The organism is Pseudomonas sp. GM21, assembly GCF_000282215.1.
Classification (GTDB): domain Bacteria; phylum Pseudomonadota; class Gammaproteobacteria; order Pseudomonadales; family Pseudomonadaceae; genus Aquipseudomonas.
In genome coordinates, this window is sequence record NZ_AKJS01000014.1 from 1 (window position 1) to 13,038 (window position 13,038).

Below are 13,038 nucleotides of genomic sequence, written 5' to 3' on the forward strand. Positions count from 1 at the left end.
GCCAGCCGCTACCGTTGGGCAGCGACTGCATCAGGGATGGATCAATCGGCCAGCCAGCCATGCTCCCAATAACGAACGTTGTCACCGCGCAGCATGAAGTCACGCAGTACCGCCTCGCGCAATTCGTCGCCCATGCGGTAGCTGGCATCCGGATCTGCCAGGTGCATGCGGATGGCTTGCAACCACTCATTGGTAGAGTTACTGGCCACCCGTGTGCAAGGCAGATAACCTCGATAGGCCTCGGTATCGGTACAGACCACCGGGTAGCCGCACGCGCCGTATTCCAGCAAACGCAAGTTACTCTTGCAGTCGTTGAAGATATGGAACTCCAGCGGCGCCAACGCCAGGTCCAGGTTCAGACTGGCCAGCTTCGCCGGGTAGATGCTCAGGTCGATCACCCCATGGAACTCATGTACGTAAGGGAGCAACTCTTCGGGGCACATGCCAAAGAACACCCAATCCACCTCGTTGGCCAGCTCACGAACCACATCAGTGATAATCGCGAGGTCACCTGAGTGGCTGGTGCCGCCACCCCAGCCAACCCGTGGCTTTTTCGAGGTACGACGCTGACTGCGCAGGTCACTCCACAGGTGAGTGGCAAGCATATTCGGCACGACCCGAATGTCGTGATGCATGGACGACAACGCATCGGCCAGCGGCTGCGTCGATACCACCACCCGATCACACAGGCCAATGGCGCGACGAACCAGGCGCTCCATTTCAACAGGGTCCGGCATATTGCGAACGTGCAGGTTCTTCTTCGGCGCCTGGATGACATAGTCATCCAGCTCGAAAATCATTCGGGCATTAGTGTAGGGCTTTAAGGCGACGATTTCGTTGATCGTATCTTCGCTGTAGCGCCCCTGCAAAATGATGACATCAGGGGACTCGCGCTCGAACTCAACAATCGACGGCAACTCGTAATAAATCCGCCCGCTGGCCCGGCCAGCGTTCTCCAGTTCAATCAGCGGCTGGATCGCCCGATAATGCCCGACCGCCGTGTTGTTGACTGGCAGCGCCAGGACCTTGGGCACTTGCCGGGTGGAGAACGGGCTCCACCCGGTGCGTAAGCCCGGTTCCAGACTGAAACTGGAACCCCCCAGCGTATTCAGCATCAGGTTAGGGTTGTAGGCCGGATCGCGGGCAACGATGGGCAGCCAGCGTCGGTAAAACGTTTCCTGCTCCTGATTTCGAACCGCCAGCTCGGCCGCATCCAATTCGGCCGCAGCCGGCGCCCCAAGGGCCAGTTGGGCATACGGTGTCCACACCACCAGATAGCCGCTTTGACGGACCCGCAGACACAGGTCCACCTCACTGAGGGTCAAGGCAAAATCCTGCGCCTGGAACCCCCCCAGACTCTCGAACAGCGCTTTGCGCACCATCAGGCACTCGGCACCGATCGCGCTCATGTCTTGAACCACCTGCAAGCGGTGCATATAGCCCGCCGCATTCAGCGGGTCACCAAAAAACGGCGAGTTTGCCGGCCCATGCAGACCAAGGATCAGACCGGCATGCAACACGCAGCCGTCAGGGTTGAACAGCTTGGCCCCGACCACGCCGACTTCCGGACGCTGCGCATGATTGAGCAACTCATCCAGCCAGTCTCCACTGGTAATCACTGCGTAGGGATCGAGCATCAGCAAGTATTCACCAATGGCCTGCTGCGCTGCGAAGTTGCGCGTTGCTGCAACATTACCTTGCTGTGCAAACGCTTTGACCCGCAACCGGTCACTTCCCAGCTGCGCCATGCCGTTCAGCCACTCGAGGGTCTGCGGTGATTCGCTGCCATTGTCGATCAACAGCAATTCGTATTCACTGTAAACGGTTTTCTCGAGGAGCGTTTCAACACAACGCTGCACGGCGGCCAACTGGTCTTGGCAGACAATGATGATCGACACCAACGGCCGTGATGCGTGCAGGTATTCGACACGATTGAGCAACGTGTAACTGCCTTGGCGAATCTCATGGGCAACGCCCAATCTCTGAAGATGCGCGCCCACCATCTGCGGGTTGAGCTCAATGACTTGCGGCAGAGCCAGCCACTGCGCGAGGCTGAGCGTCGACTCCAGCATCACCTCGGCAATATGTTCGATGACTTTGATGCCGTCATTTTCGACCAAGCGCCACAGCACATCGTGAGGCGCCAGTTCGCCGTAGCTCGTATTGAAGCCGCCCGCCGCCAGGAAGCGCTCGCGCTGGAACGCCAAGGATCGCCCGACGTAGGGATAACTGCGCATCAAGTCCAGATTGAAGTCAGGTTTGAAGACCGGATCTGCCGACTCACCGTCGATCAATCCGCCTTCATCGCCGTAGATACATAACGCACTTGGCGACGTAGCAATACGCTCGGCCAGCAGCAACAGTGCCGGCTCTACCAGACGATCACCGGCACGCAGCACATGGAACCAGTCAACGCCGTCGAGTTGTGCGAGCAACGCATTGAGCTGTCCACACCAGTCGTCCTGCAGCGGAACGCTGAATACCCGCTCATCGAGGTTCGCTTCGGCACAGGCGCTGGACAACACCAGGATCAGGTCCGGCGCATAGAGCTGTCCGACAAGGCTCTGAAGAGTCAGATCCAGGCCGATACGGCTGGCCTGGTCATCAATGATGATCGGGACGATTTTCGGATGCTGCGACCAACCGGCCACGGTTTCCGGCAAGAGACGTCGCTGAGTGTCGCTGAGCGTGCGACTTTCCAGCCATTGAGCGTAAAGCTGGGAAAAACTCTCGCTGGCGATGCCCACCCGATATTCCTGGTAGGCCCGGACTGTGCCCAGGGATCGACTAATGGGCAGCTCATCCCAGACACGTGGTGCCTCGCTGGCACGGCTCAATGGCAGGCAACGAACCCAACCCGACGCGGGTGCATCCTCACCACCGCGAATCTTGAGCATTTGCACCAGCCAGTGCTTTTCCCGCAGCGCCGCCTCTTTCATCGGTTGCTGACGACTCAAACGCTCCGGATACAGACGTTCGAGACTCAACACGTAGTTGAGCTGCGCCATGTTGCCCCGACGCATCAGGCAGATGTACAAAGCCAAATCAAGTGACGCAACAAAGCAATGGCCGGGCTGAGTCAAGGCTGGCAACAGCTCCTGCACATCCTTGCGGCGAAACAGGGCGCTACTGAAGCCACCCAGGAAGTTGACCGGAAAACTCTCGAAAATCGACAGCAGGTCATCGCCCTTGAATATCCCGCAATGAGGCAACAGCCTGATGTTCTCCAGACGCGACGGCAACGGGTGGTCGTCGGCATCCCAGAAGATGCGCTGAGCCAGTACCAGATTGATGTCCGCATTCTCGACCAGCACCTGCGCCTGGCGCTCGATGCACGCAGGCGTCAGCTGATCGTCATCACAGAGAAACTTGATGTATTCGCCTTTGGCCTCATCCAGGCACGCCAGCAGGTTGCCGACAAAACCCAGCGTTTGCGGGTTACGTACATAACGCACGCGCAGCGCTGTATCACCCGTCAGCGACTCGACAACCTGCCGGATCTCATCACCGCGACTGTCGTCGCACACAATAATTTCAAGGTTGGCGTATTGCTGGACCAGGGCACTGTGCAAAGCCCGGGCGAAAAAACGTGGGTTGAACGCGGGAATGACGAGGCTGACTAACGAGACTGGATTCACGGCGGGACACTCAAGCGTTCGATGCTCACCCAGCCGGATGAGCCCCGGAAACCGCTGAAAAAAGGCTTTTGGTATTGGCGACTGACAGCTGGGCGCTTTCGCGCCCAGCGCCTTCAGATCTTGTTGAACAGGCCCAGCTGAGTGATTTTGCTGAACGCCAGTTGTGAGGCCTGCAACATGGTTTGTTGCAACGTCAGACGTGTCATCACGGCTGCCGGATCGGAATCGCGGATCGACGATTGGGTCTGGGTGTTGGCCATGCTCAGACTCTGGTTGATCTGGGCTTGAGTATCCAGAGCCGCGCCACGCCCACCCACCGAACTCAGAGCGCTGGACAACCGATCATTGCCACTGGCGAGGTTGGCGATGCCTGCGGTAATGGACGCTTGTTGCTGCTGCATCAGGGTCGGGTTGCCATTGGTTGGTGCGTTCAACGCGCTCTTCAACTGGCTCACGGTATCCAGAATGTTCTGGGTTTGGTGAGTATTGACGGAAATACTGAACTGATCGTTGGCAGACGGACCAGGTGGGGTGGTCAAGGTGAAACTCACACCCGATGCGGTGGCAACGCTGCCTGCGATGTTCCCGGTGGACACCGGCCTGCTGGTGGAGGTCAACGGTGCCGCGTACAGCTCAAAGGCGGTGGCACTGGTGAATTTCAGAATGGCCGATCCGGACGGGAAGCTGGCGTGGTAATTCGCCGAGTTACTGATACTGGCGGACGTAATCTGCGCAGCCGACGGATTGCCCGCGCTACGGGTCGCCGTAAACGTATCGGGCGTGGAGGCGAGCGTGAAGCTGTGGCCAGGCAACAAGGCAGCGGCGTTATCACCGGGCTGCAGGTTGATGTTCAGGTTCAGCTCAACACCGCGAAAATTGACGGCTTGCCCCACAGCGCTGTTCGGATCGAAAACGCCACTCTTAGTGGCTTCGGTGGTGACATCGGTACCGCTCGAGTCAGTGATTTTAAGCTGAGTACCGCTGACGAACGTCACGGTATATGGCTCGCCGCTGCGAAACTTGCTGTCGTAGGTAACGTTCGACGATACCTGACCGTTGGACAGTGTCACGCGACCATCATCTACGGCCGGCGCGGTCATGATGACCTGGCTACGGCTGGTATTGATCGCCTGCTGGAATACGTCCCAGCCAGTGCTGTTAGTGGCCATCGACATGGTATCGCCGACCGGCAGGTCAAGGGTCACCTGGTCACCGTTGTAGCTGTAGGTGCCGTCGGAATTGCGCGTGAACGGGACGGTGTCCCCCTTGGAACCGGCGAAAATGTACGTACCGTTTTCATCCTTGGAGTTCATCAGGCTCAGTAGTTGCTCTTCGATCTGGCCCAGCTCCTCAGCATTGGCCTGACGGTCGGCGTCGGTAAAAGTACCGTTACCGGCGCCAATAGCCAGTTCCTTGGCGCGCTGCAGCACATTGTTGATGCTGGTCATCACCGACTCGGTCTGACCCAGAGTCGCCTTGAGAGTGTTGGTATTGGCGTTGTATTGATCCAGCATCGAAGCTTGCTGACCCAGTTGCAGCAGACGCGAGGCGCCGACCGGATCATCGGCAGCGGTGTTGATGCGAACCAGGCTGCTGGCCTCCTGGCTACTCTTCACCGCGTTGGCGAAGTTCTTTTGATAATTCGCAGCCGAGGACTCGTAAAACTGGCTGGTAGAAATGCGCATGGGCTACGACTCCTTAAAGACTGTTGATCAGCGTGCTGAAAATTTCTTGCGCAGCTTTGATGATCTGCGAAGAGGCGGTGTAGTACTGCTGATATTTGACCAGGTTGCCGGATTCTTCATCGAGATCTACACCCGACAGCGAGTCGCGGGCGCCCTTGGCGCTGGCCAGGATTGCTTCAGTCGCCGCGCTATCCAGTTTGCCCTGAGCCGCTTTGGAGCCAACGCCTTCGACCAGTTTTCCGTAAGCGTCGCTCAGCGAAACACCTTTGCTGGCAGAGCCGGTGTCCACGGTCTGTTTGGTCTGCAATCCGGCCAGCGACGTACCGTTACGATTGTCCAGGCTACCCGCTTGAGCGAACGAGATATTGATCGCTGATCCCGTGCCCGGCGAGCCGGCAATGGTCATGTCAAATGCTGCTGTACGCTGTACGGACGGTGGACCCGGATCCATGATCGCCGCACCACTGGCATCAACCAGTGGAATACTCAGGCTCAGCGTATTGTTCTGGTTCGGTACAATGTTGCCGCTGCTGAGGACGGTACCCTGGGCATCAAGCATCTGATAAGTCTGGGTCGCACCACCAGAAGCCCCGAACACGACTTTGACCGGTGTCGAGTTCATCAGACCGTTCTGCATGGCCTGGGTGGTTGCCGGATCGGAGATATCGAATTGCGTGGTCAGGGTTGGCTGGCCGCTGGACGAGATGCTCAAGGTGCCGCTGCCGCCCGGCGCGATCGCCGCGCTCAACGGAGCCGCGATAGCCAGACGATTGGAGTCGGTCATCTCGGTTTTGATGTTCGTCGCCGCGTTGCGGGTCGGCGTGATCTTGAAGGTGTCACCGGCGGCGGCCGTACCACCGCTGAGCTTCAACGAGAAACCATCAATCATCGGCGGCGTGGTCAGGGTGCTGAAAGCGCCCATGGACGTACCTTCCGGCAGACGCTGCACGGTGTAGTTGGTGCCACTGATGAAGGTGACTTTGTAATCGTTGATGGTCAGCTTGCCGCTGTCTTCGATGCTCACATCGAAGTTGCCGGAACCTGCGCTGTTGCCGACGGTGGCGACACTGCGGTTGGCCATCTGTGCGGCACTGTTGATGCTATTGAACAGGTTCGAACCGAACGCTCCGTTCTTGTCGATGCCTTGGGCCTGAAGATTGTTCATCTGATCGGCGACGACCAGGGCCACTCGGCCCAGTTCGTTCATGGCCGGATCCAGTACGGTACTGCGATAGCGCAGAAGACCGCCGATCTCGCCACCGGTCATCACCGAGGTGATGTCGACAATGCTCGAACCACGATTTAGCTGAATACCCATGCGCGATGGATCGGCCAGGCTCGGCACCACTTGCAGGGTGCTGGCAGTACCGCCCATGACCAGCGGCTGGCCGCTGCCCAGGTACACATCAAGGTTGCCGTCGCGCTCGATAACCTGTGCACCCGTGAAGGTGGAGAGCTGGCGCACGGTCTCGTTGCGAGCGTCCAGCAGGTCGTTCGGCATGCCGCCGGCCTTGGAAACCTCGGAGATTTTCTGGTTCAAATTCGCCACGGTGGCGGCCAGGTTGTTGACCTGTTCGGCCATGTTCGCCAGGTTGCCGTTGATGCTCGCGTTTTGCGCGGTCAACTGGGCGGACACTGAGTTGAACCGGTTGCTCAAGGCCTGAGCATCGCTGAGCAGCAGTTGACGGGACGCATCGTCACCCGGCTTGGCGTTGACGTTCTGCACCGAAGCGAAGAATTTGGTCAGGGCGCCGTCAATGCCGGTACTGTTGTCCGACAGCAAGGCGTCGAGCGGGCTGATCTGCCCGGCGTATGCGGCTGCATCGCTGTTGAGCGAAGTGGTGGTCTGCAATTGCGCATCAAGGTAGCTGTTGTAGACGCGACGCACATCGGCCAGGGTCGTGCCGGTACCGATATAGACGTTACCGAACTGATTGGAGGCTTTGGTGCCCTGCACGGTTTGCTGGCGTGAATAACCGGCGGTGTCGGCGTTTGCAATGTTATTGCCGGTAGTCATCAACGAGGATTGGCTTGCCGACAGACCCGACATCCCGATATTGAGCAAACTCATGGTTCAGACCTTATGCCTTGTGCCTATAAAGGCGTAGTGGAAGCGCCCGCCGCAGCGTAGTTTTGGTAACTCGTCATCTGCTTGGCTATCTGCGAGATCTTGCTTGCGTAATCCGGGTCGGTTGCATACCCGGCTTTCTGCAACTCGCGTACAAACTGTTCTGGTTTATCGGCAGACTTCACGACATCTTGATAGCGATTATTGGTTTGCAGCAAAGTCACCAGGTCATGGAAGCTGTCTTTGTAGGAGTCATAGGAACGGAACTCGGCCGTCTCCTTGACCATCTCGCCATTCCTGAATTCGCTGGTGATGGCCCGCGCCGAATCGCCCTTCCAGCTGCTGCCGGCCTTGATGCCGAACAGGTTGTGGCTACTGCTGCCATCCTGGGCACGCATGACCGATTTACCCCAACCGGTTTCCAGGGCAGCCTGGGCCACCAGGTAACGCGGATCGACGCCAATGCGCTCGGCCGCTTCCTTGGCCATCGGCAGCATGGTGTTGACGAATTCGTCGGCGGAACTGAAGGCTTTCTTCGGCGGCGCCAGGGGAATCTGCGCCATGGCACGGCCGTAAATTTGCAGGCGTCCACTCGACCGGGTGTCTGTTTGCGAGGCCAGCCAATCCCCATTGAACAGCGGGCCGGCACCGGTCGCGAGCGCCGGTGTCGCGGCGTCTCGCCCAGGCAACAAGGGTTTGTTGACGGTCGCTGCGGTCGTGGCCGAAGGCACCAGGCCGGCAAGCAAGCGATCCGCCAGTTTCGGCGGCAAGGCCAGGCGACGCTGATTGATCAGCTCCATGTCATTGCGATGTGAGGCTTCGCCGGTCGGCGCTTTCACCGAACGCGATGCCCACAATGGACGCTGACCATTGAGCCGTGACAGCGGACCCTCGGTGGCCACGGTGCCTGCCGCGATCGGCGTCGACACCGCCGCTTTCGCCGCTTCCTGCTTGGCGGCAGACAGGGCCGCAGCCTCACCCGGCGCCAGCGGTTTGTTCTTCGACATCTGGCGCATCAACACGTCCGCCAGACCAATACCACCGCCTTCGCGAGACATGGAGACGGCCAACTGCTGGTCGTACATTTCCTGGTATTGCTTGGCCGCCGGGGTGTTGAGCGGGTTGTCCTGGCCCAGCGCTTCGGTGGCCGAACGCATGGACTTGAGCATTTCCCCGAGGAACAGCGATTCGAACTCCTGCGCCACCTTGCGCATGTTGCCGTCACTGTCCTTGTCGCCCACCTTGAGTTGGTTCAAGCGATTCAAGTCCGAATAGGAACCGGAGTCGCTGCTGCTGACCAGACCGCTCTTGCGCATATCCATGACGGCCGCCCTTAGATCACGATCAGGTCGGCTTGCAATGCGCCAGCCTGTTTCAATGCTTCGAGGATCGCCATCAAGTCACCCGGCGCCGCGCCGACCTGGTTCACCGCACGGACGATTTCGTCGAGGGTGGTGCCCGGGCCGAACTTGAACATAGGCTTGGCTTCCTGCTCCGCGTTAACCCGCGAGCGCGGCACCACGGCGGTCTGACCGTTGGAAAAAGCGCCAGGCTGGCTGACAATCGGGTCTTCGGTGATGGTCACGGTCAGGCTGCCGTGAGTCACGGCGGCTGGCGAAACCTTGACGTTCTGGCCGATCACGATGGTGCCGGTGCGCGAGTTGATGATGACTTTCGCCACCGCCTGACCCGGATCGACTTCAAGGTTTTCCAGGATCGACAGGTAGTCGACGCGCTGGCTTGGATCAAGCGGTGCGCTGACGCGAATCGAACCACCGTCGATGGCCTGGGCAACGCCCGGACCCAGCAGGTTGTTGATCTTGTCGACGATGCGCTTGGCGGTGGTGAAGTCCGACCGGTTGAGGTTCAGCGTCAGGCTATTACCCTGGTTGAAACCACTCGGCACTGAACGTTCGACGGAAGCACCACCCGGGATACGACCCGCCGACGGAACGTTGACGGTAATCTTCGAACCGTCACGCCCTTCGGCATCAAAACCGCCCACCACCAGGTTGCCCTGAGCGACAGCGTAGACGTTGCCGTCGATACCTTTGAGCGGCGTCAGCAACAAGGTGCCGCCGCGCAGGCTCTTGGAGTTACCGATGGAGGAGACGGTGATATCGACCTGCTGCCCCGGCTTGGCAAACGCCGGCAGTTCCGCACTGATCGATACCGCTGCAACGTTCTTCAACTGAACGTTACCCGAGTTCGGCGGCACCTTGATGCCGAACTGCGAGAGCATGTTGTTGAAGGTCTGCAGGGTGAAAGGCGTCTGCGTCGTCTGGTCACCGGTACCGTTAAGCCCGACCACCAGGCCGTAGCCGATCAATTGGTTGGAGCGCACGCCAGAAATACTGGCGATATCCTTCAGCCGCTCGGCCTGCGCGTTGAACGCGGCAGTCAGCATCAAGGCGGCCACCATGAGGTGTTTAAGATTCAAACTGGCCACCTAGAAAGGGAACAGCGGGCTGAGGAAGAAACGGTCGAACCAGCCTGGCTGACTCGCATCGGCAAACGCGCCGGTGCCCGAGTAGGTGATGCGTGCATCGGCGATACGGGTCGACGGAACAGTGTTGTCGGTGGAGATGTCATCGGCGCGCACCAGCCCGGCAATCCGCACCAGCTCATCGCCGGTGTTGAGGGTCATCCACTTCTCGCCACGGACCGCGATAATGCCGTTGGGCAATACATCCGCGACGGTAACGGTGATCGAGCCAACGAGGGTATTGCCCTGGGCCGCCTTGCTGTCGCCTTTAGTCGCGCGGTCGCCTTCATAGGCGGCGTCCAGGCTCAGGTCACCACTGCCGAACGGATTGTTGGTGCTGGGGGTGGTGCCAAATAGCGAGGACAGGCCGATGCTGGCCTTGCTGTTCTTGTCAATTTGCGAGTTGGCGTTTTTGCTGGCCTGGGTCTTCTCGTTCAGGGTAATGGTGATGATGTCACCCACCCGGAACGCCTTGCGGTCGGTGTACAGGTTCTGTTCAAAACCGGCCTGATAAATCGAGCCATTGTTCGCGGCAGCCGGCAACGGCGTGCGCGGCAACACCGGCGCGTAATAAGGGTCATTGGGCTTGGGCGTCGTGGGGACGCAGCCCGCGAGCACAACAGCCCCACTCAGTGCCAGAACAGATACAAAGCGATTCATGACCCTACCTCACGGTGTTGCAGGCGACCTAAGGGCCGCCTCATAGACTTGATTACAGATTCTGCGTTACGAACGAGAGCATCTGGTCGGCGGTGGAGATCACCTTGGAGTTCATCTCGTAAGCGCGCTGAGTGGTGATCATGTTGACCATCTCTTCAACGGTGCTGACGTTGGAGGTTTCCAGGGTGTTCTGCAGCGTGGTGCCGAAGCCGTTCAGGCCCGGTGTACCGACTTGCGGTGCGCCGCTGGCAGCGGTTTCCAGGAACAGGTTGTTACCCACGGCTTGCAGACCGGCCGGGTTGATGAAGTCAGCAGTCTGCAGGTTGCCGATCACCTGGCTGGCCGGGTTGCCCGGAACGGTGATGGACACAGTGCCGTCGCGACCGACCGTGAAGGTCTGGGCGTCGTTGGGAATAACGATGGCTGGTTCCAGAGCGAAGCCACTGGCGTTGACGACCTGACCGTTGGAGTCTAGGTGGAACGTACCGTCACGGGTGTAAGACGTGGTGCCGTCCGGCTGCAGAATCTGGAAGAAACCGCGACCGTCGACCGCCAGGTCAAGCGGCTGCTCGGTGGTTTGCAGGCTGCCGGCGGTGAAGTTTTTCTGGGTGCCGACAATGCGCACACCGGTACCCACTTGCAGACCCGACGGCAGTTCGCTGTCCTGGGTCGACTGGGCGCCCGGCTGGCGCTTGATCTGATAGAGCAAATCCTGAAACTCGGCACGATCACGTTTGAAACCCGTGGTCGACACGTTGGCCAGGTTGTTGGAAATGGTGGTCAGGTTAGTGTCCTGGGCGGACAGACCTGTTTTGGCAACCCATAGAGCCGGAAGCATTCGATTCTCCTCGTGCGCCTGTTTTACGGCGCGACGTTCTGGTAATTAGCTGATCTGCAAGACCCGAGCCATGGCCTGGTCATCGTCTTTGGCGGTGTTCATCATCTTGATGTGCAGCTCGAATTGCTTGGCCAGCGCCAGCACCGAGGTCATTTCTTCCACGGCGTTGACGTTGCTCGACTCCAGGAACCCGGACACCAGTTTGACGCCGGAGTCGGCTTGTGCCGGCTTTCCGTCCTTGGTGTGGATCGAACCATCCAGGCCTTTGGTCATATTCTTCAGGTCAGGGTTGACCAGCTTGATGCGGTCGACTTCAGCCATCACGCGCGGGCCTTCGCCCATCGCACGGATGCTGATGGTGCCGTCCTCACCCACTTCGATTTGCTGCTCGGGCGGCACGGCGATGGGTCCGCCATTGCCCATGACCGGCATACCGTTGCCGGCACGCAGCACGCCCAGGGCGTCCACGTTCAGGCTGCCGGTGCGCACGTAGGTTTCTTGACCCGCCGGGTTCTGCACGGCGATCCAGCCGTTGCCTTGCACGGCGACATCGAGGTCGCGACCGGTTTCAACCAGCGAACCAGGGGAGAAGTCGGTGGCCGGGCGCTCGGTCATGGCAAACGCACGCGCCGGAAAGCTGTCACCAAATACCGGCATCGAACGGGCCTGTTCCAGGTCCTTTTGAAAACCGTTGGTGGAGATGTTTGCCAGGTTGTTGGCATGAGCCTTCTGCGCCAGTGCATTCTGGCTGGCGCCGGTCATTGCCACATAAAGGTACTTGTCCACACTCTTTCCTCTGCATGCCGGACGTTTGCCGCCCACCGCTGTACTGCTGAGCGTCAAGCAATTTGCAGACCAACTTGCGCGCAGAGGTTTAAAGCCCTTTAAACACTGGACTTGAGGGTAATCGCAGAGGAATGACGGAATGCGTCAAAGTCGAAAAACCGGCGCGGTTATGCCGCTTGACGGCAACAGGGTGGAAGAGCGTGCCGGATCCGCTACCAGCCTTTGACCCCGCTCATGTCAGGCAACTTGTGGGCGATGCCCTTATGACAGTCGATACAGGTCGCCTGACCGCTGGCCAGTGCCGTGGAGTGCATATTGGCGGCGCGTTTGCCCTGGCGAGTAAAGTCCATGAATTCAAAGTTATGGCAATTGCGGCATTCTCGGGAGTCGTTTGCCTTGAGCCGCCCCCACTCGTGCTCGGCCAGTTCACGCCGCATACCGAGAAATTTTTCCCGGGTATCGATCGTTCCGAACACCTTTCCCCACACTTCTTTGGACGCCTGCATCTTGCGGGCAATCTTGTGCGTCCACTCATGCGGAACGTGACAGTCCGGACAGGTGGCGCGTACGCCAGAACGATTGGTGTAGTGAATGGTGTCCTGCAACTCGACAAACACGTTGTCGCGCATTTCATGGCAGGAAATGCAGAACTTCTCGGTATTGGTGGCTTCCAGCGCAGTGTTGAAACCACCCCAGAAAATCACCCCGGCGATGAACCCGCCGAGCGTCAGAAAGCCCAGGCTGTAATGCACGCTGGGACGACGCAGAATGCCCCAATAGTCTTTGAGCAGCGCACGCAAGGATTTCATGGCCTCTCCTTAAGGTTTCTGCTGGCCGTTGATTTCGTCTTGCAGCACCTGGTCAATGTTCTTGAAGTT

At 59.1% G+C, this 13,038-nt stretch carries 9 protein-coding genes; all 9 read right to left on the reverse strand.

Annotated features, from left to right (window positions below):
* Positions 1-41: 41 nt before the first annotated feature.
* A complete protein-coding gene (locus PMI22_RS25760) occupies positions 42-3,638 on the reverse strand; it encodes a glycosyltransferase (protein ID WP_007943086.1) in 3,597 nt (1,198 codons plus the stop codon).
* A 113-nt stretch (positions 3,639-3,751) separates the two neighbouring features.
* Positions 3,752-5,323 (reverse strand): flagellar hook-associated protein 3, encoded by a 1,572-nt coding sequence (locus tag PMI22_RS25755; protein WP_007943087.1) that lies wholly within the window; start codon positions 5,321-5,323, stop codon positions 3,752-3,754.
* A gap of 13 nt (positions 5,324-5,336) precedes the next feature.
* A complete protein-coding gene (gene flgK, locus PMI22_RS25750; protein WP_007943088.1) occupies positions 5,337-7,394 on the reverse strand; it encodes a flagellar hook-associated protein FlgK in 2,058 nt (685 codons plus the stop codon).
* A gap of 23 nt (positions 7,395-7,417) precedes the next feature.
* Positions 7,418-8,713 carry a flagellar assembly peptidoglycan hydrolase FlgJ gene (flgJ, locus tag PMI22_RS25745; protein WP_007943089.1) on the reverse strand — a complete coding sequence of 432 codons (1,296 nt, stop codon included), beginning with the start codon at positions 8,711-8,713 and terminating at the stop codon, positions 7,418-7,420.
* An 11-nt stretch (positions 8,714-8,724) separates the two neighbouring features.
* Positions 8,725-9,813, reverse strand: coding sequence for a flagellar basal body P-ring protein FlgI (locus PMI22_RS25740; RefSeq protein WP_033048738.1), 1,089 nt, complete (start codon positions 9,811-9,813; stop codon positions 8,725-8,727).
* A 27-nt stretch (positions 9,814-9,840) separates the two neighbouring features.
* Positions 9,841-10,536: a flagellar basal body L-ring protein FlgH gene (gene flgH, locus PMI22_RS25735; protein WP_007943091.1), complete on the reverse strand. Its 696-nt coding sequence runs from the start codon at positions 10,534-10,536 to the stop codon at positions 9,841-9,843.
* 52 nt (positions 10,537-10,588) lie between these two features.
* Complete coding sequence (gene flgG / locus PMI22_RS25730) at positions 10,589-11,374, reverse strand: flagellar basal-body rod protein FlgG (protein ID WP_007943092.1); 786 nt, start codon at positions 11,372-11,374, stop codon at positions 10,589-10,591.
* Positions 11,375-11,419: 45 nt separating this feature from the next.
* Entirely contained in the window at positions 11,420-12,160 is a 741-nt protein-coding gene (locus tag PMI22_RS25725) for a flagellar basal body rod protein FlgF (protein WP_007943093.1), read from the reverse strand.
* A 212-nt stretch (positions 12,161-12,372) separates the two neighbouring features.
* Positions 12,373-12,969 (reverse strand): cytochrome c3 family protein, encoded by a 597-nt coding sequence (locus PMI22_RS25720; protein ID WP_007943094.1) that lies wholly within the window; start codon positions 12,967-12,969, stop codon positions 12,373-12,375.
* Between the last annotated feature and the right edge of the window lie 69 nt (positions 12,970-13,038).